Consider the following 22,660-nt stretch of genomic DNA (forward strand, 5'->3'; position numbering starts at 1 on the left):
CCTTGAAAATCTCAGCTAAAGGCGTCGCGAGGCGAAGCTGCGACGGCATCATTCGCGGCTGGCTTCGCCGCGCAACCATATGTTCGTCCAAAAAAATCTGACGCGGATGGAATAAAGCTTGCCGCCTCTTGTCTACGTCACTGCAACGAGAGGAAACGCTATGACACTTTCTCCGAAACTGACACGCCTGGCTATGGCGATGACGATAACAGCAGGGCTCGCGACATCGGCAGCCTTCTCCCACGATGGCGTTGTTCACGTCAACGCCTCTGATCCGCACGTGACCGGCCCGGAAGCCGCCTATCTGACCGATCAGAATGAGGCGATGACGAAAATGATGGCGTCGATGGATATCAAGCCGACGGGCGACATCGAGCGTGACTTTGTCGCGATGATGACCCCTCACCATCAGGGAGCGATCGATATGGCAACGGCGCTGCTTAAACACGGCAAGAACGAGCAGCTGAGGCGGATCGCTCAAGAGATCATCGTCGATCAGCAGCAGGAGCTGGCTGCGATGAGGCTGGCGGTTGGTGATCCCCTGCCGCCATCCCAGGCCGTCGCCACCCAGGTCGCTCCGTAAGAACCTGGCGCTGTTCCCCCGATATCTACGCGAAAGGATTTCTGATGTCTCGTTTGTCTATAGCCGCATTGCTTCTCACCAGCACCATTCTTGCCCCGATCTGCGCATTCGCCGGCCAGGCGCCCGTCGGCGCGGCGGACCCCGATATTCCGATCACCGGCAAGGATCGTCTCTACGCCGCCGAGCAGTTCTCCAACACGGTCTCGGTGAGCGATCCGTCGACCAACAAGCTTCTGGGCGTCATCAAGCTCGGCGATCCCCAGCCCGGCAACCTCAGCCCCCTCTACAAAGGCCAGGTTCTTGTCCACGGCATGGGCTTTTCGCCCGATCACAAGACCTTGGCAGTCGTGTCGATCGGCTCCAATTCCGTGACCTTCATCGATACGGCCACCAATGCCGTCAAACACACGACCTATATCGGACGCTCGCCGCATGAGGCGTTCTATACACCGGACGGCAAGGAACTGTGGGTGACCGTGAGAGGCGAGGACTACATTCCCGTCATCGACGCCGGTACCTACGAGGAGAAGACGCGCATCAAGGTGCCGGCCGGTCCCGGCATGCAGATTTTCTCGCCGGACGGCAAATACGGCTATATCTGCTCGTCCTTCAATCCGGAAACCGTGGTGGTCTCGGTCGCAGACCATCAGATCGTCGGGCACGTGAAGCAAGAAAGCCCATTCTGCCCCAACATTGCGGCCTCGCCCGATGGAAAGCAGGTGTGGTTCACCTTGAAGGATATCGGCAAAACGCAGGTGTTCAATGCGCAGGCGCCGTTCGAGCTGATCAAAACCATCGATACAGGACCGATCACCAACCACGTCAATCTGGTGACCAACAAGAAGGGTAGCTTTGCCTATGTGACGGTCGGTGGGCTGAACGAGGTGAAAGTGTTCCGGACCGATAGTTTTGAGCAGGTGGCCACCATTCCGGTTGGCAATCTCCCTCACGGCATCTGGCCGTCCGGCGACGGCACCCGCGTTTATGTCGGGCTCGAGAATGCCGACCAGTTTGCTGTCATCAATACGGTGACGAACAAAGTGATCGACACGATCCCGATCGGCCAGGCGCCACAGGCGGTGGCATACGTTCCAAATGCTGTTCTAGATGGCGATGGCCTGCAGAACCTGATGCCGCTCGGAAAGGCAAGCGAAGCTGCCCATCTTGTTCTTGCCGACAAAGGCGAGAAAACCAAAACATCGACAACTGTTACGCTCTTCGACCAGGGGCTGACACAGGTGCTTCAGGCTGCTGTCACGGGGCTTGAGCCGAAGAAGATGTATGTTCTGGCCCTGTCCGACAAGGCTGATGGCAGTGGTCAACTGCAGGGCCTGTCGAACTTCATGACCAATCCCGCCGGCTCGGCCATCGTCAATGCTGTCGGACCTATTCGTCAGATTGTCGAGGCCAGGCATAGCGATGAACGCCGCTATCTGGTCGTCGCCTCGGTCGCCGACGGGAAGCCGGGCAAGGTTCTGCAGGTGCAGGCTGCGAAGTAAGGCGACATGACGGCCCGCAGTCGTGGGCCGTCACTCCGGAGGGAAGACTATGGATGACATGCTTCGACAGGTCGAGCCGATGATCCCGGCGCTCAGGAGATATGCCCGGGGTCTGATACGGGACATGGATGCCGCCGACGATATCGTGCAAGATTGCCTTGAGAAGGTGATTTCCAACTGGGAGTGTCGCCGCGACGACAACCCGCGCTCCTGGGTTTTTGCCATTCTCCATAATCTGGCAATCAACAAGCTGAAGCAGGCCGCCCGCCGCGGCGGCACGGTTCCAATAGAGAACGCATCCGAGGATCTATCGGCGAGCCCTGCCGGTCAGGAGGATGTAGTTTACGGCCATGAGGTGATGACGGCGATCGAGCGCCTGCCTCCCGACCATCGCAGCATTCTGCTCCTCGTTTCGGTCGAAGACCTTTCCTATGCGGAGGCGGCCAAGGTACTGGATATCCCACTCGGCACGGTGATGTCGCGGCTATCGCGGGCACGGGAGCAGTTGAGAGTGATCCTTGAAACCAGACCGTCGGACAGCCACGCCGGTGGCCCCTATATCCGGAGGGTAAAATGAGCATGAGACCGATTACGGAAGACGATCTCCAGGCTTTCGTCGACGATGCCCTCAATGCTGAGCGGCATCGAGACGTGTCGGACTATCTGCAGGGCAATCCGGAAGCCGCCACTCGGGTCACGGCCTATCGAGCGCAGGCGTCTGCGCTCAAATCCGCGCTTGAGCCGGTTGCGCGGGAGCCCGTGCCGTCACGGCTCAATCTGACGACGATGGCAACGTCGAGGTCCCGCACCCGTCTTCAGCCAGTCCGTCTCGCTGCAGCGGCTGTGGTTTTGCTAGCTGTCGGGGCAACAGGCGGCTGGGTGACCAAGGGATACATGGGGGCGCCAATCGAAGGCGTGGCTGCGCTCGCACAGGAGGCATCGGCAAGCTTTGGAGCGTTTGGCCCTGATCGCCTTCGGCCCGTCGAGGTCAGGGCAGACGGAACTGACACTCTGCATCAGTTTGCCGCCAGGACGCTTGGCACTGATCCGTCCATTCCGAACCTCACGGCTGCGGGCTATCGGCTAATGGGCGGCCGTGTGATCCCGACGCCGCATGGCGTAGGCTTCATGCTGATGTATGACGACGACAAAGGGACCAGATTGGTCATGCTGACGCGCCGGATGGCCGTCGATCAGAACAGGCCGATGGTTGCCAGCCAGGACGGCGACATTCGCGGTTGGAGCTGGGCCAAAAACGGAATGGGCTATAGTCTTGTCGGGTCGCTGTCATCGGATGATCTTCACCCCATTGCCGACGCGGTCCGATCGCAAATTTGATCATGCGCTTCGGCAATAATGTGGTCCCAGGCCGGTTCAGCCGGAAACAACTCTCCGACAAAATCGAGGAAGGCCCGCACATTAGGATTGGCGCGTCTGCTTTCCGGCCAAAGTGCGGTGAAGTTGGATCGCGCGACGGAAAACTCCTTCAGGACGGGCACGAGTTCACCGCGATTAACATAGGTTGCCGCGACGTAAGTCGGCGAAATTCCGATACCTCCGCCGGCAGCGAGGATCGAGGCAACGCCATCGCTCGCATCGACCGTGACGCCGATATCCGGCGTCAGTTCAAAAGAGCGGCCGCCGTGCATAAACAGCCAGCGAAAAGCCTGGCCCGAGCTCTGGAACCGGAAATTCACACACTCGTGGCGAACGAGATCATCAGGATGGTGCGGCAGTCCTCTGCGCGCCAGGTAGTCGGGGGAGGCGACCGTACAGAGACGATGCGGCGCAAGCTGTCGCGACAGAAGTCGGGAGTCTGCCAGTTCACCGACGCGGATGGCGACATCGATGCCCTCCTCGATCATGTCGACCATCCGGTCGCCCAGCCGCAGATCGATCTTGAGTTTGGGATAGCGGTCACGAAACCGAGGAATGGCCGGACCAAGAATGTGGACGCCCACGGGGAGGGGCGCCGTCACGTAGAGCGTACCGGCCGGCTCCGCTCGCGCTGCGATCGCCGCTTGTTCGATGTCTTCGGCTTCGCGGATCAGCCGCAAGGCTCGCTCATGGAGATCGCGGCCTTCCGCCGTCAGGGTCAGCGACCGCGTGGTGCGCACGAACAAGGTGATGCCGAGTTGCTGTTCGAGGCGCTGAACGCTCTTGCTGATCGCCGAGGGCGAGACGCCGAGATTGCGCGCCGCGGCGGTGTAACTCCCGAGCGAAGCTGCCCGCGCGAACGCGATGATACCAGAAAGTCTTTCGATGCTGATTTGTGCCATGCAAGCACAAGTAAAGCGAACGTCAGCCCAATTATCAAGCGCCGAACCGCCGAATAGCGTCGGGATGCAAACAAAGCAAACCTTGGAGAAGTCTGATGAACGAAGCGCAGCCAACCGTCGGCGCCCTTGCAGATCAAACAGTTCTGATTGTCGGCGGAACATCGGGTATCGGACTTGCTGCCGCTGTGCAGGCGAAGGCGGTAGGCGCCGAAGTGATTGTCGTCGGCTCGGATGCTTCTCGCGCGCAACAGGCGGCGGAAGACCATGGTTTTGCCGGGTGGCGAGCTGCTGACGTGACCAAGCAGGAAGCGATCGACAGGGCGTTCAAAGATATAGGTCACGTCGATCATCTCGTATTGCTTGCTGGAAGCTTCGTTGTCGGTAAGGCGCTTGATGGCGATATCGACCATCTGCGTCGCGCCTTCGATGAGCGGGTGTGGGGCGCGGTCTATGCCTTGAGAGCGATTGGCGATCGCTTGGGTGAGAATGCCTCCGTCACATTTATCTCAGGGCGTTGGGTGATCGACCGAACGCGTTTGGCACCGCGCTGCTGGCGTCGGCCTCGGCGGCGATGGAAGCGCTGGCACGCGGACTGGCACTGGAACTTGCGCCGCGCAGGTTCAATACTCTTTCGCCCGGGCCGATCGATACGCCCCTGCTTGGCAAAGCTCTTGGGAGTGCCCGCGATGCCTATGTAGACGGTCTAAAAAAGACACTTCCGCTTCATCGATTAGGAACGGCCGAGGAGGCAGGTGCGGCAGTCGTGTTCCTGATGACCAATGGTTGGATGAACGGGGCGGTCCTTAATCTCGACGGCGGTTCGAGGCTTGTATGATGGCGGAAACCAAAGATCGCCGCGTTGCCTCGCTGTTCGATCCGATTACGATTGGCGCGATCAACGCTCCCAATCGCATCTTCATGGCACCGATGACCAGGGGGCGCGGGACCCGCGACCACGTGCCGACCGACATTATGGCCGAGTATTATTCCCAGCGCGCCTCAGCCGGACTGATCATCAGCGAAGCCATCGGCATCAGTCAGCAAGGTCTCGGCTGGCCCTATGCAACAGGGCTTTGGTCATCAGCACAGATTGCAGGCTGGCGTGAAATAACAGACGCCGTGCACCTGGCTGGTGGCAGAATTATCGCTCAGCTCTGGCATATGGGCCGCACCGTGCATCCCAGCTTTCCGGGTGGGGCACAACCCGTATCGGCATCAATCACGACCGCGCCCGGTCATGCGCATACCTATTCCGGCAAACAGCGATACGAAGCAGCAAGGGCCTTGGATCGTGCCGAAATTAGCCAGATCGTCACGGACTACCAAAACGCGAGCCGCAATGCCATGCAAGCGGGATTCGACGGCGTTCAGCTGCATGCTTCCAACGGCTATCTTATCGATCAGTTCTTACGTGACAGCGATAACTTCCGACAAGACGCGTACGGCGGATCGATTGCAAACCGATTCGATTTTTGCGGGAGGTTACGGAGGCGGTCGCAAAAGAAGTAGGGGTAGATCGCACAGGCGTCCGCCTTTCTCCAAACGGCGAAACGCAAGGAACGAGGGACAGCGATCCCGTGCCTCTATTCACCGCGGTTCTTGAGCAACTGTCTGAGATCGGCATTGCCCATGTCGAGCTGCGCGAGCCCCCGCTGGATGGCACGTTCGGTGTGGGATACCTGGCGCCACTCGCAGCGCAGCTGCGACCGTCATTTAATGGCGTGATGATCCTGAACTCCGATTTTGACTCCGGTCGGGCTCAGCACGATCTGCATGCAGGGGCCGGAGATGCAGTGTCGTTCGGCCGCCGCTTCATCGCCAATCCCGATCTATCAAACAGGCTCGAAAGGGCGCTACCACTCGCTGAAGATGACCCGACGACGTGGTTCACGAGGGGAGCGGATGGCTACACCGACTACCCGCTATCAAACGCTTCTGCCTCCGGTTAATGGCCGGCTTACTATTGCGGTTAGCGCAACGCATTCAAAATTTTTATTTCAATTGTTGGCGCCTACGTTTCCCGTCACATTCGCCGACAGATACCACGGAAGGGGCAATCCAATGTCAGACCATCAATTTACCATGACGCGCCGGGGCGCTCTGTTCGCAGCCGCATCCGCAGCGACCGCCCTTACGTTCCCGGCAGCACCTGCCGCTGCAAAGACCACTCCTACCACCAACAATAACGAAGGAAGCGAGACCATGAGCACCACGACCACCAAGGACGGCGTCGAAATCTTTTACAAAGACTGGGGCTCCAAGGGGGCCCAGCCGATCATGTTCCATCATGGTTGGCCGCTGTCTTCTGACGACTGGGACGCTCAAATGCTGTTCTTCGTCTCCAAGGGCTACCGGGTCATCGCCCATGACCGTCGGGGACACGGCCGCTCGGCTCAGGTTTCGGAGGGCCACGACATGGACCACTATGCGGCAGATGCCTTTGCAGTCGTTGAAGCACTCGACCTTAAGAACGTCGTTCATATCGGCCACTCGACTGGTGGCGGTGAGGTCGCGCGATACGTTGCCAAGCACGGCGAGCCGACCGGTCGTGTTGCAAAGGCTGTTTTGGTGTCTGCCGTCACTCCTCTTATGCTGAAAACCGACGCCAACCCGGAGGGATTGCCAATTGAGGTGTTAGACGGTTTACGCTCAGCTTTGGCCCAGAGCCGTGCCCAATTCTTCCGCGACCTGCCGTCGGGTCCTTTCTACGGCTTCAACCGCGACGGTGCGACAGTTCAGGAAGGTGTGATCCAGAACTGGTGGCGGCAGGGCATGATGGGCAGCGCCAAAGCTCATTATGAAGGTATCAAAGCCTTCTCGGAAACAGACCAGACCGCGGACCTGAAGTCGATTTCGGTACCGACCCTGGTTCTCCACGGCGAGGACGACCAGATCGTGCCGATCGCCGATGCTGCCCTCAAGTCCATCAAGCTGCTCAAGAACGGCACCCTGAAAACTTACCCCGGCTTCTCGCACGGGATGCTCACTGTCAATGCCGACGTCCTCAACGCCGACCTGCTGGACTTCATCCAGAACGGTTGACGCTCGCGCTCAGCATGGAGTGGCGGGGATACGGCCACTCCTCTTCCCCAAGACCCCATTCATTTCCCCGAATAGGATAAAACCCCATGTCAGCTACGCCTATTGAAGTCGCAACCGCTTTTTTCGACCATTGGAGCGCCAACCGTATTGAGGATGCCCTGTCGATGCTGTCGGAAAACGTTCTCTACGACAACGTTCCGTTCCCCGACATTATCGGCCGTGAAAACGTTCGCAAATTCCACGATGAGTTCGGCATTGGCAAAAGCTTCAAAGTTGACTGGAGGGTCACGAACATCGCATCATCCGGCAATGTCGTGTTGAACGAGCGCGTCGACATATTTATCCATGAGAATGGCGGGCGCATTACTCTACCTGTGATGGGGGCGGTAACCGTCGAGAAAGGCCAGATTACTGTCTGGCGCGACTACTTCGACCCGGCGGATTTTGATAAGCAGTTAGGTGCGATTGCTCGTTAGCAACGTCATTGTCTCGAGCGAGGAACAGAGCGTCTACCCGGTGTCGGCGCCCCTCGCGCGGCTTCTTCCATCTGAACATCAGCCAAATAAGCAGGTTATGGAACATGTCGCGTGTCGTCGGTTCAGATCCTTTCAAGGCTAATGAGCAGTGTGCCGTTTCTCTCACCAATTTCGAAGATCCGATCCGATAAATAACATGAGTTTATTGCTCTAGTATTGCCATCTCATTGATCTCACGATAACGACGCATGCTGCTGGTGGGCCTGGGTTGCGGTTGGGAGCTTCCTTTCCTAGCGCTGAATGACCGCTTGAAACGCCGAAAGAGGTTGCCGCGTGGGCGCGAGCTTCATCGACATATTCCTGAGCAACCGAAAGGCGCTGATCTGGACCGTCATGAGGATCGTCGGTGATCACCAGGCTGCGGAGGATGTGGCGCAAGAAGCCTACGTGCGTGTCAGTCGCGCGGTCGAAAACGGCTCTGTCGAGCATGTCGAGGCATTTCTCTTCCAGACAGCCCGCAATCTTGCTCTGAACCACAAGCGAAGCCGCCTGATCCGGGGAGCGGTGGAGCGCGACGATGTCTCCGACACGGATGTTGAAACGATCGCCTCGCCAACTCCCTGTCAGGAGGCAGAGATGATCCATCGCGAGCGTCTACGTCTGCTTGAGGAAGCAGTCTCAAGACTTCCGGAACGGGCGCAAAAGGTTTGGGTCCTGAGCAAGATCGAGAAATGGCCCTATCCGAGAATTGCGGAGCATCTGGGGGTTTCACCGAACACTGTTTTCAATGATCTTAAAATGGCCCACGCCCATTGCATGGACGCACTGGCCAAAATCGACCGGGGATGATGCGATGATCCTCATGGCAAGTAATTTTGTGAGATTTCCCGGCGAAAACTGTCTCCTGTGTGAGGCGACCGTTATCGCGGAACCCATGATGGGATGGAACTGAGTGGGACACGATCGATCACATTCCGCCGGCGACCGTGAGTTCGTTCATCCAGATCCGGTGACGGATGCTGCTCTGGATTGGTTCTTCCGGCTGCAGGCCGAGCCGGGCAATCCCGATCTAAACGCGCGTTTTGAGGCTTGGCGAACGGCGAACCCAGCTCATGAGACGGCGTTCGAAGCGGTTTCTCAAGCGTGGGAGATTCCTGAGGCAGAACAGGTCGCACGGCATGTTGCCGAGCGGATGGCTCGGCCAGAGGTGACCCGGCCGGCGAACGTCGTTGAGTTGCGGTCGCCCAGGCGCGCCCTTCTGCGCTGGATCGGCGCTGCGGCTGCGGCCATACTCCTGGCGATCGGTATCCAGCAATACCCGGCTTTGTGGATAAAGTGGGAGGCTGACTACATCACAGCCGCCGGTGCGCAGCGGGAAGTTCTGTTGCCCGATGGCTCGAAAGCTGTGTTGAACACCGATACCGCGATTGCACTCGACTTCGAAGGCACCAACAGATCCGTTCGACTGCTGAAGGGCGAGGCCTATTTTGATGTCGTGCACGATCCTTCGCGGCCCTTCGACGTCGCAGCCGCGTTTTCGCAGGTTGAGGTCAAAGGAACGGCATTCACAGTCCGGCGAGATGACGACGAGGATAGGGTCGCGCTCGAGCGAGGCCATGTCGAGGTGACGCGTCTGGCTGCTCCGAGCGAAAAAGCAGTGCTCGAGCCAGGACAAGCGATTGTTGCCACGGCGTCGTCGATCTCGACGGTGCGGTCCATCGATGGCTCGGTTGCATTCGCATGGCTTAAGGGCCAGATCGTCTTTCGAGACCAATCATTCAAATCCGTACTGCACGAGCTTGAGCGCTACTATGGCCAACCGATTGTCCGCGCCGGCACGGCGTTTGACGACATAAAGGTCAACGGTCGCTATCGCCTCGATAATCCGGAGCTTGCGATCCGGTCCCTGGCGACGACAGTCGGTGCGTCGGTGACGCGCTTGCCGGGCGGCATTCTAATCCTTCGATGAATAATCAACTTTTTTTGTGAGATCCGCGATTGCCGCGTGTCTCTGTTTCAGAGGTCGAGCTTCGACGTGGAGTTTCGGCCGCTTGAACTGTGTTGAGAGGGATATCTGAATGACGGGGCGTGGTCTTATGGGTGGTCGAGCGTTTGCAGTGAGGGCCGCGTCGAAGCCCAAGCTATCCCACCGAATTTTCCGTGTGTTAATTGCGTCGACGGTACTGGGGGCGATGTCGGCGTCATTGCCATATCAAGCCCATGCCCAGCAGGCCGTACAGGCTGTGAGGTTCAATATTCCCGCACAGTCGCTTTCTTCGGCACTGTCCGCCTTCATGAGGACCAGTGACTGGGATGTAGCATTCACGTCCGAGGCGGTCGCCGGCAAGCGCTCGGCGGCGGTCATTGGCCAGATGTCGCCGGACCGGGCTCTTCAAACCCTGCTTTCGGGAACGGGTGTATCTATTCGGATGGCTGGTGCCAAATCCGCGGCACTCGTTGTCGCTCTGTCGGGAAGTGCACAAGGCGGGCTTGATGCGGCGACTGCTCTTGAGCCCATCGTGATACAGGCGCAGGAAGCGACGACGGAGGGCTCTGGCTCCTACACGACCGGCCAGATGAGCATCTCGACAGGGCTCCCGCTCTCGATCAAGGAGACGCCGCAATCGGTGACCGTTGTGACCCGCGAGCGCATGAATGACCAGCAGTCAACGACGATTGCCGACGTGCTTGACAACACAACAGGTGTAAGCTCGCAGCGCTATGATAGTGATCGCACCGAATTTTTCGTGCGCGGTTTTGCCCTTACCGAATTCCAGTATGACGGCGTACCGGTGCAAACTGATGGCGTCTACGACTTCGGCCTCAGCAACGCCGACATGACGATTTATGATCGCGTCGAGGTGGTCAAGGGCGCGAACGGCCTGCTTCAAGGCGCCGGGAGTCCTGGTGCAGCCGTTAACTTCGTGCGCAAACGACCAACCGACGAGTTCCAGGCATCCGTTACCCAGGATTTCGGGTCCTGGCAGACATACCGGACTGAACTCGACGTCTCCGGGCCGTTGAATATCGATGGCTCGTTGCGTGGTCGTTTCGCGGGCTCATACGAGAATGGCAACTCCTACCTCGATCACTACGAGAAGAAGAAGTTCACGCTTTATGGCGTGCTGGAAGCCGACATCACCGATCAGACGACGCTGACGCTTGGTTCCGACTATCAGCGCAACCTGCCGCGCGGCACGTCCTGGACGGGGCTGCCGATGTTCTACAGTGACGGCACGATCACCGACTGGGATGTGTCGAAGAACCCGGCGACGGACTGGAGCCGTCGCAGCACCTACACGAACAATTATTTCGCTACGCTCGCCCACGAATTCGATAACGGCTGGAACCTGGATCTGACCTATAACCACCGCCGCAACGGACACGACAGCGTGCTCGGCTCGGCCGGCGGCGGCTGGCCGGACCCGGTCACCGGCGAAGGCGTGTCGCAATATGTCGGCAAATATGCCGGGCGCGTCGTTCAGAATACGATCGATGCCAAGCTTTCTGGCCAATTCGAACTCTTCGGGCGGGAACACGATCTGATCCTCGGTGCTTCTGCCTCACGCAGTACCGACAAGGGGCCATGGTATGGCTACGGCGGCATCGGCTATAATCCGACCGTGCCGGATTTCTTCTCCTGGGACGGGAACACTGAAGAGCCCGATTTCTCGTTGGATGGTGAGTACCGCAAGACCGTGACGCAATACGGCCTCTATGCCGCAACGCGCCTCAAGCCAACGGATGATCTCTCCTTCATCCTCGGCAGCCGTCTCAGCTGGTGGGATGGCGATGACAAAGGCACGCTGGACTACGCCTCCAATACTTGGAGCGGCGCAAACAGCTATTCCGCCAAGGGCAAGCTGACGCCCTATCTGGGCGTCGTCTACGATCTGAACGATAGCCACTCAGTCTACGGGAGCTATACGAGCATCTTCAAGCCGCAGGAGAACCAGGATGTCAACGGCAGCTATCTCGCTCCGGAGGAGGGTGACAGCTATGAGGCGGGGGTGAAGGGCAGCTATCTCGATGGCGCGCTCAACACCTCGGCTGCCCTGTTCATGACGAAACAGGACAACCTCGCCGAACAGGCCGGCTACGATGCGGTCACCGGAAACTACTATTACACCGCGGCCAAGGGTGTGACGACCAAGGGGTTCGAGCTTGAGGTTTCCGGCGAGGTTCTTCCTCACTGGAACATTTATGCGGGCTACACCCACTCCTATGCCCGAAAGGAAAATGGCGACAGGGTCTACTCGTTCATCCAGACCACCGCACCGGAAAACGTCGTGAAGCTTTTCACCACCTATCGCTTGCCTGGTGAGTGGGAAAACCTTCTGATCGGCGGAGGCGTTCGCTGGCAGGATGCGATCTACGGCTATGTCTGGAGCCCGGACAACGACTATAAGGATTTCAAACAGAAGAACTACGTGCTCGTCGATCTGATGGCCCGCTATTCGATCAATGAAAAGATCGACGTGACCTTCAACGTCAAGAATGTCTTCAACACGAAGTATTTCGCAGGTCTCGGCAATTTCGATACCGGCTTCTACGGAGAGCCGCGCAGCTTCAACATCTCGACGAAGTTCAAGTTCTGATGGGCGTGAAAATCCGGCCTACATGCGCCCCGCTGTTTTACGCGATGCGCTACCGCTACCATGACAGGCTGGCTTGATCGCATGGGCCGAATGACACGCCCTGCATGCACTTTCGGAAGACGGGCATTCCTAAAAGGTGCCGGAAGTGCATTGTTTACGCCGCTTCCGGCTTTCGCGGCAGCGGATGCCGATTATCCCGTGACGGTCGATCACGCCTTCGGATCGACCATGATATCGCGTCCGCCGAAAAGGGTCGTATCGGCGGGGTTCTGCGACGACGATAGCCTTTTGGCGCTCGGCACCCAGCCGATCGCCATGGTTCGGCGTGGGATGTTCGATAGCGGGATCGCTCCGTGGTGCAAACCGTTGCTGCGCGGCGAGGCGCCCGTTCTTCTGGACGGGGTTTCGGCGGATTATGAAGAAATTCTGGCACTGGAGCCGGATCTCATCGTCAATGTGTTCTCTGGCGCAGACGAACTCGCCCATGGCCGCCTTTCTTCCATTGCACCGACCGTGACCTATCGCAGCGGTCCGTGGCGCGCAGGTTGGCGCGAGCAGGTCGGGCAGATTGGGGCCGCCCTCGGTCAGCGAAGCGCTGCAGAAAAACTGGCCGAGCAAACGCGCATGTTCATCGCTGACCTTGCCAACGGCAATCCCGCTCTCGCCGGCAGGACGTTCACCTTCGGCACGCATTTTGCCGGATCCGGGGCAATGGTCGTCTACCTTCCCGGCGAGACACGTGTGGATTGGCTTATCGAGCTCGGCATGACCGTTTCACCGGGTATCGCTGAACTTGCCCGCACTCATCCGGGTCGCACCTCCTTGGATGTTAGTCTTGAGCTTCTCGAAACGGTTGCAGCCGATGTCCTCGTCATGTGGTACGAACAGGGTGCTCGATGGGCAATGGAAAGCCAACCGCTGTTCCAGATGTTTTCGCCCGTGCGCAAGCAGACCTATGTCGCGCTGGAGGATGCCAATTCTGTCTGGGCAGCATCCTGGCCGAGCGTCCTTTCCATCCCCTACGTCTTCCCAAAGCTGGTGCCGCGCCTTGTCGAGGCCGCGATACGCACTCGGCATTGATCCATGGAGCTTCGATGTATCACGAGGACTATTTCTTTGCCCACGTGCTGTCGGCGAAACATCTCACGCCATCCATGATCCGGGTTTGCCTGAAGGTTGAAGGCCATGATCGGTATCGGCCGAGCGATCATGCTGACGAATGGGTAAGGCTCGCCTTTTCGCCGGGCGACGGACTGCCGGTGACATTGCCGCAATTGCGGGACGGAAAATGGGGCCGTTTCGATGGCGCGCCCTATTGCCCCAACCGCCCTTACACAGTTCGACGGTGGGATGGCGAGATGGGCGAGATGATCGTCGATCTTGTGGCCCATGAAGGCGGTGTCGCTGCAAGCTGGGCGATTGGTGCAAAAGCCGGGAACCTTATCGGGATCTGCAATCCCGAAGGCCGCTATGAGCCTCCGGCAGACACCGAGTGGATCCTGCTGTTGGTCGATATCACCGGCTTGCCGGCCGTGGGGCGTATTCTCGAGGAACTCCCCGCCAGATCCAGGGCCCGCGTCCATGTGGAGGTTCCTTCCGACGCTGATCGCCAGCAGTTAGAAACCGCGGCGGATGTTTCGGTGACCTGGCATGCGTGTCACGGCTTGAGAGACGACAGATCAGGATATACCGAACTGCCGCGCATTGCCGGCGAGATCACCAGCCTGCCGGATGGACCGGGCTATATCTACATCGCCGGCGAGGCGAGGGCTGCTTCCGCATGCCGAAAGCATTTCCGTGATGTGCTTGGCTTCGACAAGACGCGCATCGACGCTGTCGGTTACTGGATCGAGGGGCAGGCCCGGGTATGAGCGAATGGATGGCGGCGGGATCTGCCGATGCGCGCCGGGCGCTGCAATCCCCGACATATCGGGTGTGGCTGCTGCTCATTTGCCTCTTGGCCATCGCCTTCACGTTCGGTGGCCTGATGATCGGAGCTCGCCCGATTGCCTTCTCCACCGTCATGGATGCGCTCATCGACTACGACGCTTCGTCTTCCGACCACATCATCGTTCACGATTACCGGCTTCCGCGAACTCTGCTCGGTTTGCTCTGTGGCGCTGCGTTCGGCGTCTCGGGGGCCTTGATCCAGGCGGCGACGAAAAATCCCTTGGCTGATCCCGGCATTCTCGGGGTCAATGCGGGGGCGGCCTTTTTCGTGACGTTGGCGATTGGCGTGTTCGGATTGCAGTCGATCGACGCCTATGTCTGGGCCGCGTTGTCCGGCGCCGTTATCGTAACATTGCTGGTCTATGCGCTCGGCTCTACAGGCCGTAATGGCACCGCGCCCGTGCGGATGGTATTGGCAGGCGTCGCCCTTTCGGCAGTGCTGGGCGGCATCGGCTCGTCGATCACGTTGTTGAACCCGCAGGCGTTCAACTCGATGCGGATATGGTCGGTTGGCTCGTTCGGCGGACGCGACATGGATGTGGTGCAAACCGTCGTCCCTTTTATCGGGGCTGGCCTCCTCGTCGCTTTTGCGGCTTCCCGCTCGTTGAATGCCGTGGTGCTTGGAGATGATCTGGCGCGTTCGCTGGGCGCCAGGCTTTTAGGCACCCGCGTGCTGGTTGTGATTGCCGTGACCTTGCTTGCCGGTGGCGCGACTGCGGCCATCGGTCCCATCGGCTTTCTCGGCCTGATTGTGCCGCATGTGGTGCGCTGGTTCGCAGGCCCCGATCAGCGGCGGATCATCGCCTTGACGGCGATAGCCTCGCCAGTCCTGCTATTGGGCGCCGATATTGCGGGACGGATCCTTGTCTTCCCCGGTGAGCTGGAGGCGGGCGTCATCACCGCCTTCATGGGCGCGCCGGTGCTGATCTTGCTGGCGCGCCGAAGCCGTGCGAGTGCGCCATGACGGCGGGTGATATAGCGGTCGAGCGGAAATCCCCGTCTCGAAAAATCGACTTCGGTCGCCATGTCTATGTGTTGCGGGGATTTCGAGGTCGTCTATCCGGTCAAATTGATATGCGCAGCCTAGTCGTCGGCATGGTTTTGTTGTGTCTCGTGGCCGGGGTGTCGTCGACATTGTTGATCGATGGCAAGTATCCGATACCCAAGGCCGATGTCATCAGTGCACTGTGGGGGCAAGAGTCCGACCTCATCCGCATGGTCGTGATTGAATGGCGCCTGCCGCGGGTGGCGCTCGCATTCCTGCTCGGCGCCTGTCTTGGCATGAGCGGGGCGATTTTCCAGTCGCTGACCCGCAATCCGCTCGGCTCTCCAGATATCATCGGCTTCTCCGCCGGATCCTATACCGGGGCACTCATCGTCATCCTGCTCTTCTCCGGTGGGTATTATGAGACGGCGGCGGGCGCATTGGTGGGGGGCATTGCCACCGCATCGCTGGTCTACCTTTTGGCGTGGCGCCAGGGTGTTCAAGGGTTTCGGCTGATCATCGTTGGAATTGGCGTTGCCGCCATGCTCGGCGCCTTCAATGCCTGGATGATCCGCGAGGCGGATCTGCAGGTCGCGATGTCGGCTGCGATCTGGGGGGCGGGCTCCCTCAATGGGCTTGGGGTTGAGCAACTGATCCCGGTCATGCTTGCGGCTTCCATTCTCGTGCCGGCGACACTTTTCCTCTCCCGGCCACTGCGGCAGCTGGAGATGGGTGATGACGTGGCACGTGCCTCAGGCGTCGATGCGAACCGCTCACGGCTCATCCTGATGGTGCTCGGTGTCGCATTGACGGCGATCGTCACCGCCGCCGCCGGGCCGATCTCCTTCATCGCACTTGTGGCCCCCCAGATCGCCCGCCGTCTCACACGATCCGCCGGCCCGGCAGTCGGCATCTCTGGCCTAATGGGCGGAATGCTTCTCCTGATCGCCGATTGGGCAGCCCAGCATGCGCTTGGTGTCCAGCTTCCGGTCGGTGTGATGACCGTCAGCATCGGCGGGCTCTATTTCCTCTTTCTTCTGTTACGCGAGGGTCGCAAATGACCGATATAGGCTGCCCATCACCCCCTGATCGGCTGCAGGCCGCTGCGCTGACGTTGCGCTATGACCAGCGAACGATCTCAAGAAATCTGTCCGTATCGATCCCCGATGGCGGGTTCACTGTCATCGTCGGGCCGAATGCCTGTGGCAAGTCGACCTTGCTCAAGGCCCTGTCACGCCTGATCCGCCCCTCCGAAGGCAAGGTGATCCTCGACGGCCATGATATCCATCGCATGGCAGCAAAAGACGTGGCCCGGCGCCTTGGCCTTCTGCCGCAGAGTGCCATTGCACCGGACGGTATCACCGTCGCCGATCTTGTCGCGCGCGGCCGCTATCCACATCAATCCTTCCTGCGACAATGGTCAGGCGCCGACGAGGCGGCGGTCGAGAAGGCAATGGCGGCAACCGGTGTCACGGATCTGTCTAGCCGGCTCGTCGACGAACTCTCCGGCGGACAGCGGCAACGGGTCTGGGTGGCGATGGTGCTGGCGCAGGAAACGCCGATCCTGCTCCTCGACGAACCGACGACGTTCCTGGACATCGTCCATCAGATCGAGTTGCTCGATCTTCTCGCCGATCTGAACGACGAAGGTCGCACCATTGTCGCCGTCTTGCATGATCTCAATCACGCCTGCCGCTACGCCTCACATCTTGTCGTGATGAGGGATGGCGCGATCGTTGCCAGCGGAAAATCGATAGAGATCGTAACCGCCGACCTCGTCCAGACCGTCTTCAATCTCCCCTCGATCGTTATGTCGGACCCGATGATGGGCACGCCGATGATCGTGCCGAAGGGACGCCGGTCAACTGGGGGCCAAAAACAGTGCCTGACCACCGATGGTGCAGGTAGCTCAATGGCTTAGGATTTTTCATATGAAAGGTCGAAGGTTCGAATCCCGTCAAGAGTAGAAGATTGCATGCTTGACCAAAGGCATCAGCGGCCGATCGAATCAATAACCTTTGTGCTGACGTTGGAAATAGCGTCTTGCCACTGGAATAGAGTTTCCCGGTCGTGGATAGTACGACGTACGGCTGGCGATGCGGCGAACAATAGAGCACTGTCGGCGCCCAGCGTCCATCGCGTCTGCAGATCCACAGGTCGCTTGCCGCTTCCGCCATAAACGATATCCTCGCTCGACCAAACCAGCGACCATTGGCATCCGGCCGGTGGCGAAAGCAAAGGCTCAGCGCGGCTCGTCATCGACAGGTCGGGACCAAGATTGACGAATAGTAAGCGCTCGTCTTGAGGCTCGTCGGCGAAGAAACGCAGCAAAAATGCTGAAGCATCCAGCACACTGCCGTCCTGGCCACGCCGGCATTCGCTGCCAAAAATTGCTTTGGTCTGGGCTCGAAGAGCGAGCAGGTCCTTGTGAAGAGCAACGGCTTGTGAATTCCTTTCCCGCTCATCCCAATCAAGTCTAGAACGCTCGAAGGTCGAACGGTCCGCCGGCGTCGGCATCCACTCGGCGAATGCCGGATCCTTGAGGCTTGGAAACTGCTTCAGAAAGTCGATACGACCGTTGCGGACAATGTCGACGAGGTCGCCCGACTGATCCGCGAAATAATAAAATGGGCTGGATGCGCCGAATTCCTGGCCCTGAAACAGCATAGGCGTCTGCGGCCCTAGCAATAGCAGCGCGGTCAAAGCTCGCACTCTCGCCGGTGAAGCAAGCTTGTCCATGCGAACGCCGGTTCCGGAATTCGCGATCTGATCGTGGTTCTGCAGGAAATGGATGAAGTTGCCAGGCACCAAGTCGAAGCCAGGCTGGCCGCGCGGCGCGTCCTGCCAATCGTATCGCTGTCCCTGGAACAGGTAGCCGTATTTTGTTGAGGAGACGAACTCCTGCGCGCGGCCGAGATGGTCGTGGTAATAGGCCTCGTTGCGTCCGGTGAGCGCAACCATCGCCGAATGATGGAAATCATCGTTCCACAGCGCGTCGAGACCGTAGCCGGATTGCTCCAAGCCACGCACGAGGCGCGTATCCTGCGGTTCGTTCTCCGCCACAAGGTAGATATGCCTTTTGCCAGCCGCGGCGCGAGCCTCCCTGGCGATCTCAGCCATAATGTGCTCGTCGCTGCTGTCGTAAAGCGCCTGCGTGGCGTCCAGCCGTAGCCCGTCGAAATGATATTCGTCGATCCAGTAGGCGGCGCTCTTGGCGAAGAACTCGCGAACCCCAGCACTGTTGTCGCCATCGAAATTGATCGAGCTGCCCCACTCGTTCCAGTAACGCTCGGTGAAATAGTCGGGCGTGAAATCGCGAAACCGGTCGCCAACGCCAAAATGATTGTAGACGACATCAAGGATAACGCCGATCCCAAGTCGGTGCGCAGTATCGATGAATTCGCGAAGGTCGTCGGGATTGCCATAGAGCCGTGTCGGCGCGTAGGGCAGGACCCCGTCATAGCCCCACCCGAACGTGCCGCAGAATTCATTGAGCGGCATCACTTCCAAGCAGGTGATGCCGATTTCTTTCAGGAAGGGCAGCTTCTCGGCCGCAGCCCGATAGGTTCCCTCCGGTGTAAACGTGCCGATGTGCATCTCGTAGAGTACCTGGCCGTTCGGCGTGATGCCCGGCCAGTCATGGTCCTGCCATGGGAAACTCTCAGGGTCGATCACCATGGAGAAGCCCGGTGGCCCGTCTGGCTGGAAGCGAGAGGCGGGATCGGCGGCAAACTCTGCGCTGTCTTCGAGCTTGAATCTGTAAAGTGCGCCGGCCGCAAGTCCCTCGACATCAATGCGAAAATATCCCGCCTCCTGTGGGTTCATGATGTGTTCGCTGCCGTCGTTTAATACAAGCGATACGCTTCCTTGCGCCGGTGCCCAGACCCGAAACGACACGCCGCCGCCCAGGATTTCGGCGCCGACCGGATACCGTCTTGCGGTTTTGGACGACTCGGGAGAAGGCGGCGCGAGGCTATGGAGGCTCATGGTTCATCCTGCTGCTTGAGAGAAGTCCACGAGCAATGTGCGCGGGTGCTTTCGAAAACACGGCCTTAATGTTTTTGTTCCGTTTGTCAGTCAGCAGCTGCTAAAATTGCAAAGGCTTCATAAGGTCGAAGGTCGACAATTCCGTCTAGCCGGTCGATCTGCCGATAGTTGCTGATTAAACAACGGCCGGATGCTTGCAGCTCGTCAGGGAGGTCCAGCGACATCTCTTTTGACGAGAAGTTGGCAATGACGACGAGGCGTTCACCGTCTAACGTCCTCGTATAGACGAAGACGTCGGGGTGTTGATCGAGGAACGATTGGTACCGGCCGTAGACGATGACCGGATGCTCTTTTCTGAGCGCGATCAGCTTGCGATAGTGGTTCCAGATCGAGTGCTCGTCGGAGATAGCGATCTCTGCATTGATTATCGTATAGTTCTCGTTGACCTCGATCCACGGGATGCCGGTCGTGAAGCCGGCATTCGCCTCCGCCGTCCACTGCATCGGCGTGCGGGCGTTGTCGCGGCCATTGTCGTTTGCGCCTCTGATGAAATCCTCCGGCGAAAGTCCCGCCTCCAGATGCAGACGGTGCATGTTGAGCGTTTCGATGTCCCTGTACTGCTCGATCTTGCTGAATGGCACATTGGTCATGCCGATCTCCTCACCCTGGTAAACGAAGGGTGTGCCTTTGAGGAGATGGAGGACGGTGGCCAGCATTTTGGCGGACTCAACCGGGTAGCCTTTGGCATCGCCATATTTCGAGACGGCGCGCGGCAGGTCGTGGTTGCCCCAGAAGAGCGAATTCCAGCCGTCGTCGGCAAGAGCATATTGCCACTTGCTGAGGACGGACTTCAGCTTGACGAGATCGAATGGCCGCGACCGCCACTTTCCGTAGACCTCGTCCCACTGTTGCGTTACATGCTCGAACTGGAAGACCATTGACAGTTCGCCTCGATCACGGCCGGAGTAGAGCAGCGCAGAGCCTGGTGTCGCGCTCCAGGTCTCACCGACCGTCAAAACGTCGCGGGTTCCAAAGGTCTCGCGGTGCATCTCCTTCAGATAGTCGTGCAAGTGGGCGCCGTCGGTGACGACGCCCTGGTCGACCTGTTTGCCGATATAGTCGATGACGTCCATGCGGAAGCCGGCAATGCCGCGCTCAAGCCACCAGTTCATCATCTTGTAGATTTCCGCACGTACTCTGGGATTTTCCCAGTTCAGGTCGGGCTGGCGACGGGAGAACAGGTGTAGGTAGTACTCGCCCGTCAGAGGATCGAGTGTCCAGGCCGGGCCACCGAAAGAGGACGTCAATGTGTTGGGAAGGCCCCCGTCCTCGGCTGGTTTCCGCCAGACGTAAAAGTCGCGGTAGGGATTGTCGGTGGACTTGCGGGCCTCGACGAACCATGGATGCTCGTCTGACGTATGATTGACCACAAGGTCGAGGACGATGCCGATTCCACGGCTCTTTGCTTCAGTCACCAGCCCGTCGAAGTCGGCAAGCGTGCCAAACTCCGGCGCGATGTCCTGGTAGTTCGAGATGTCGTAGCCGTTGTCGTCCATCGGCGAGGCGTAAATCGGCGACAGCCAGATAATGTCAATGCCGAGGGACTTCACGTATTCGAGCTTTGAAATGATGCCCTCAATGTCACCGACCCCGTCGCCATTGCTGTCAGCAAAGCTGCGAGGGTAAATCTGGTAAAACGTCGATCGGTGCCACCATTCTCGCCGCTTGTTGATATCGTCTGCCATCAACGCTCCCCCGAAACTTCTGTCTTTCCACACCAGCAGAACTGCGCATCTCAGCAATGAAGGGCGCTTTAAAAAGTTCCAGTTCAGTCGGATAGGGGCTCGGCTGAGTGCGAAGATGAAATCGCTTTCGATCTTTCATTGCTCGCTTGATCGCACAGGTCCCACCGGCCCGCGATGCAACCTATCGTTCTGCGGGTCGCCGATCTGGCTTTGGTCAAAAAGAGAGTGTCTAAAATCATGGGCTCGAAAGCCGATGATTTGAACTACCCGACGATGAGCCCTGAAGTTAGATTCGTTTGAATGATGCGGCTACCACTCAATCGCTTCGCCATTGTATGAGAAGAACCCGCCCGACTGCAGCGGGCGAAGATTTGCAATGACGTCCAGGAGCAGCACGGCCGCATGATCAGGCTCGACGGTCTGATGGTCTTTCGAAAACGATTGCGGCAATTGCGTCGCAACTGTGCCCGGATGAAGGGCCACGACGATCGCGTCCGGATGCGTCCGGGCGATCTCAAGTGCTGCGGTCTTGATGATTTGGTTCTGGGCCGCCTTGGCGGCGCGGTAGGAGATCCATCCGCCCAGGCGATTATCGCCGATCGAGCCAACGCGTGCCGACAGAGAGGCAAATACGCTTCGTGACTTTCGAGGCAGCAGTGGATGAAAGTGTTTGAGCAGAAGTGCTGGCCCAATCGCGTTGACACGAAACTGCGCCATCATCGCGTCGGCACTGATGGCCTTGATTGCCTTCTCCGGTGAGTGACCGTCGACCATCAGCGCTCCGGTAGCATTGATGATCAAATCGAATTCCCCGTACCATTCACCCAGATTGTGGGCCGCTTGCGCGATCGAAGCCTCGTCACAGAGGTCGAACCCATCTTCGCTTAGGGAAAGTGTTGCGATGGTATCAAAACCAGGGTCGAGCCGTAGACGCGCCGCAAGCGCTTGGCCAATACCGCCGGACGATCCGATCACCAAGGCTCTCACAATCCCTCTCCTAATTTAAGCAAAAGATCGCGGCATTCAGCGACGTCGCATAGACGAGCCAAAGCGCATAAGGCGCGAAACACCATCGTGCAAATCGGTCCCGGACCGTTATTATGAAGGCGAAAACGATCGCCAAGAGGCAGACGATCACAACAAGGCCTAACCCAATCTGGTGAAACCCGAAAAATACAGGCGTCCAGGTCCAGTTCAAAAGCATCTGCACCATCCAAAGCCGGAAGGTGGTCGAATTAAACCCTTCAATGGTCGTGACCCGCCAGCCTGCAATAGCGATCAAGATGTAAACAAGCGTCCAAGCCGGCGCAAACAGCCAATTCGGCGGCGTAAACCATGGCTTCGCCAGCGATTGATACCACTCGCCCGGCCGGATCGTCAGGCCGATGGTGAAGCCAACAGCCAGTACCAGCACCAGAAAGAGGAACAGGGCGGTATAGCTCCCGCGCGACACACTCATTTCGAATATCACTCCTGTTTGATGACCCGAACCAGCTTTGTCATAGATTCCGGCATT

21 protein-coding genes and 1 pseudogene are annotated in these 22,660 nt (G+C 58.8%); 17 read left to right on the plus strand and 5 right to left on the minus strand.

Translation table 11 applies throughout. The features are described from left to right. Positions 1-160: 160 nt before the first annotated feature. The 4 genes from AC2GXZ_RS29555 to AC2GXZ_RS29570 are packed head-to-tail and all read left to right on the plus strand — an operon-like array spanning position 161 to position 3,420. The gene (locus AC2GXZ_RS29555) at positions 161-583 is read left to right on the plus strand and encodes a DUF305 domain-containing protein (protein WP_483762837.1); all 423 of its coding nucleotides are present in this window, start codon (positions 161-163) and stop codon (positions 581-583) included. 44 nt (positions 584-627) lie between these two features. Then, positions 628-2,082, plus strand: a complete 1,455-nt coding sequence (locus AC2GXZ_RS29560) for a YncE family protein (RefSeq protein ID WP_483762838.1) — start codon at positions 628-630, stop codon at positions 2,080-2,082. Positions 2,083-2,131: 49 nt separating this feature from the next. Then, positions 2,132-2,659: an RNA polymerase sigma factor gene (locus tag AC2GXZ_RS29565; protein WP_483762839.1), complete on the plus strand. Its 528-nt coding sequence runs from the start codon at positions 2,132-2,134 to the stop codon at positions 2,657-2,659. Continuing rightward, entirely contained in the window at positions 2,656-3,420 is a 765-nt protein-coding gene (locus tag AC2GXZ_RS29570) for an anti-sigma factor family protein (RefSeq protein WP_483762840.1), read from the plus strand. The genes AC2GXZ_RS29565 and AC2GXZ_RS29570 overlap by 4 nt, the downstream gene beginning before the upstream one ends. Here the strand turns inward: AC2GXZ_RS29570 and AC2GXZ_RS29575 are convergent. Beyond that, complete coding sequence (locus AC2GXZ_RS29575; RefSeq protein ID WP_483762841.1) at positions 3,384-4,361, minus strand: LysR family transcriptional regulator; 978 nt, start codon at positions 4,359-4,361, stop codon at positions 3,384-3,386. The two genes, AC2GXZ_RS29570 and AC2GXZ_RS29575, sit on opposite strands and share 37 nt — an antisense overlap. Positions 4,362-4,456: 95 nt before the next feature. Here AC2GXZ_RS29575 and AC2GXZ_RS29580 point away from each other — a divergent pair, with 95 nt between their 5' ends. The 13 genes and pseudogenes from AC2GXZ_RS29580 to AC2GXZ_RS29640 all read left to right on the plus strand — a co-directional run bounded on the left by AC2GXZ_RS29580 (position 4,457) and on the right by AC2GXZ_RS29640 (position 17,333). Next, positions 4,457-5,059, plus strand: coding sequence for an SDR family NAD(P)-dependent oxidoreductase (locus tag AC2GXZ_RS29580; RefSeq protein WP_483762842.1), 603 nt, complete (start codon positions 4,457-4,459; stop codon positions 5,057-5,059). Next, positions 4,960-5,196: an SDR family oxidoreductase gene (locus AC2GXZ_RS29585; RefSeq protein WP_483762882.1), complete on the plus strand. Its 237-nt coding sequence runs from the start codon at positions 4,960-4,962 to the stop codon at positions 5,194-5,196. Before AC2GXZ_RS29580 ends, AC2GXZ_RS29585 begins: the two co-directional genes overlap by 100 nt. 83 nt (positions 5,197-5,279) lie before the next feature. Then, positions 5,280-6,310: pseudogene (locus AC2GXZ_RS29590) on the plus strand (alkene reductase). Between the two features lie 253 nt (positions 6,311-6,563). Beyond that, positions 6,564-7,403, plus strand: coding sequence for an alpha/beta fold hydrolase (locus AC2GXZ_RS29595; protein WP_483762843.1), 840 nt, complete (start codon positions 6,564-6,566; stop codon positions 7,401-7,403). A gap of 86 nt (positions 7,404-7,489) precedes the next feature. After that, on the plus strand, positions 7,490-7,879 hold the full coding sequence (locus tag AC2GXZ_RS29600) for a limonene-1,2-epoxide hydrolase family protein (protein ID WP_483762844.1): 390 nt from the start codon (positions 7,490-7,492) through the stop codon (positions 7,877-7,879). Between the two features lie 393 nt (positions 7,880-8,272). Further along, on the plus strand, positions 8,273-8,728 hold the full coding sequence (locus AC2GXZ_RS29605; protein WP_483762883.1) for an RNA polymerase sigma factor: 456 nt from the start codon (positions 8,273-8,275) through the stop codon (positions 8,726-8,728). A gap of 103 nt (positions 8,729-8,831) precedes the next feature. Further along, on the plus strand, positions 8,832-9,848 hold the full coding sequence (locus tag AC2GXZ_RS29610; protein WP_483762845.1) for a FecR family protein: 1,017 nt from the start codon (positions 8,832-8,834) through the stop codon (positions 9,846-9,848). 235 nt (positions 9,849-10,083) lie between these two features. Next, complete coding sequence (locus tag AC2GXZ_RS29615; RefSeq protein WP_483762846.1) at positions 10,084-12,477, plus strand: TonB-dependent siderophore receptor; 2,394 nt, start codon at positions 10,084-10,086, stop codon at positions 12,475-12,477. Positions 12,478-12,627: 150 nt separating this feature from the next. Continuing rightward, the gene (locus tag AC2GXZ_RS29620) at positions 12,628-13,557 is read left to right on the plus strand and encodes an ABC transporter substrate-binding protein (protein WP_483762847.1); all 930 of its coding nucleotides are present in this window, start codon (positions 12,628-12,630) and stop codon (positions 13,555-13,557) included. A gap of 14 nt (positions 13,558-13,571) precedes the next feature. Then, entirely contained in the window at positions 13,572-14,348 is a 777-nt protein-coding gene (locus tag AC2GXZ_RS29625; protein WP_483762848.1) for a siderophore-interacting protein, read from the plus strand. After that, a complete protein-coding gene (locus AC2GXZ_RS29630) occupies positions 14,345-15,391 on the plus strand; it encodes a FecCD family ABC transporter permease (RefSeq protein ID WP_483762849.1) in 1,047 nt (348 codons plus the stop codon). The genes AC2GXZ_RS29625 and AC2GXZ_RS29630 overlap by 4 nt, the downstream gene beginning before the upstream one ends. 110 nt (positions 15,392-15,501) lie before the next feature. Then, complete coding sequence (locus tag AC2GXZ_RS29635) at positions 15,502-16,473, plus strand: FecCD family ABC transporter permease (protein ID WP_483762850.1); 972 nt, start codon at positions 15,502-15,504, stop codon at positions 16,471-16,473. Then, positions 16,470-17,333, plus strand: a complete 864-nt coding sequence (locus AC2GXZ_RS29640; RefSeq protein WP_483762851.1) for an ABC transporter ATP-binding protein — start codon at positions 16,470-16,472, stop codon at positions 17,331-17,333. The genes AC2GXZ_RS29635 and AC2GXZ_RS29640 overlap by 4 nt, the downstream gene beginning before the upstream one ends. 71 nt (positions 17,334-17,404) lie before the next feature. On the opposite strand, the gene treZ is transcribed toward AC2GXZ_RS29640, so the two are convergent. From treZ to AC2GXZ_RS29660, 4 genes are all read right to left on the minus strand, one after another. Continuing rightward, on the minus strand, positions 17,405-19,399 hold the full coding sequence (gene treZ, locus AC2GXZ_RS29645) for a malto-oligosyltrehalose trehalohydrolase (protein WP_483762852.1): 1,995 nt from the start codon (positions 19,397-19,399) through the stop codon (positions 17,405-17,407). Between the two features lie 86 nt (positions 19,400-19,485). Continuing rightward, a complete protein-coding gene (locus tag AC2GXZ_RS29650; protein ID WP_483762853.1) occupies positions 19,486-21,144 on the minus strand; it encodes a glycoside hydrolase family 13 protein in 1,659 nt (552 codons plus the stop codon). A 309-nt stretch (positions 21,145-21,453) separates the two neighbouring features. Beyond that, positions 21,454-22,131 (minus strand): SDR family NAD(P)-dependent oxidoreductase, encoded by a 678-nt coding sequence (locus AC2GXZ_RS29655; RefSeq protein ID WP_483762854.1) that lies wholly within the window; start codon positions 22,129-22,131, stop codon positions 21,454-21,456. 10 nt (positions 22,132-22,141) lie between these two features. Then, positions 22,142-22,603 (minus strand): TspO/MBR family protein, encoded by a 462-nt coding sequence (locus AC2GXZ_RS29660; RefSeq protein WP_483762855.1) that lies wholly within the window; start codon positions 22,601-22,603, stop codon positions 22,142-22,144. Positions 22,604-22,660 lie beyond the last annotated feature (57 nt).

The organism is Aliirhizobium sp. YIM B11859, from assembly GCF_057163345.1.

Bases quoted from the DNA above. Each gene is read 5' to 3' on its own strand.
- AC2GXZ_RS29555 (WP_483762837.1), top strand. From the start codon at position 161: ATGACACTTTCTCCGAAACTGACACGCCTGGCTATGGCGATGACGATA.
- AC2GXZ_RS29560 (WP_483762838.1), top strand. From the start codon at position 628: ATGTCTCGTTTGTCTATAGCCGCATTGCTTCTCACCAGCACCATTCTT.
- AC2GXZ_RS29565 (WP_483762839.1), top strand. From the start codon at position 2,132: ATGGATGACATGCTTCGACAGGTCGAGCCGATGATCCCGGCGCTCAGG.
- AC2GXZ_RS29570 (WP_483762840.1), top strand. From the start codon at position 2,656: ATGAGCATGAGACCGATTACGGAAGACGATCTCCAGGCTTTCGTCGAC.
- AC2GXZ_RS29575 (WP_483762841.1), bottom strand. From the start codon at position 4,361: ATGGCACAAATCAGCATCGAAAGACTTTCTGGTATCATCGCGTTCGCG.
- AC2GXZ_RS29580 (WP_483762842.1), top strand. From the start codon at position 4,457: ATGAACGAAGCGCAGCCAACCGTCGGCGCCCTTGCAGATCAAACAGTT.
- AC2GXZ_RS29595 (WP_483762843.1), top strand. From the start codon at position 6,564: ATGAGCACCACGACCACCAAGGACGGCGTCGAAATCTTTTACAAAGAC.
- AC2GXZ_RS29600 (WP_483762844.1), top strand. From the start codon at position 7,490: ATGTCAGCTACGCCTATTGAAGTCGCAACCGCTTTTTTCGACCATTGG.
- AC2GXZ_RS29605 (WP_483762883.1), top strand. From the start codon at position 8,273: ATGAGGATCGTCGGTGATCACCAGGCTGCGGAGGATGTGGCGCAAGAA.
- AC2GXZ_RS29625 (WP_483762848.1), top strand. From the start codon at position 13,572: ATGTATCACGAGGACTATTTCTTTGCCCACGTGCTGTCGGCGAAACAT.
- AC2GXZ_RS29630 (WP_483762849.1), top strand. From the start codon at position 14,345: ATGAGCGAATGGATGGCGGCGGGATCTGCCGATGCGCGCCGGGCGCTG.
- AC2GXZ_RS29635 (WP_483762850.1), top strand. From the start codon at position 15,502: ATGCGCAGCCTAGTCGTCGGCATGGTTTTGTTGTGTCTCGTGGCCGGG.
- AC2GXZ_RS29640 (WP_483762851.1), top strand. From the start codon at position 16,470: ATGACCGATATAGGCTGCCCATCACCCCCTGATCGGCTGCAGGCCGCT.
- treZ (WP_483762852.1), bottom strand. From the start codon at position 19,399: ATGAGCCTCCATAGCCTCGCGCCGCCTTCTCCCGAGTCGTCCAAAACC.
- AC2GXZ_RS29650 (WP_483762853.1), bottom strand. From the start codon at position 21,144: ATGGCAGACGATATCAACAAGCGGCGAGAATGGTGGCACCGATCGACG.
- AC2GXZ_RS29660 (WP_483762855.1), bottom strand. From the start codon at position 22,603: ATGAGTGTGTCGCGCGGGAGCTATACCGCCCTGTTCCTCTTTCTGGTG.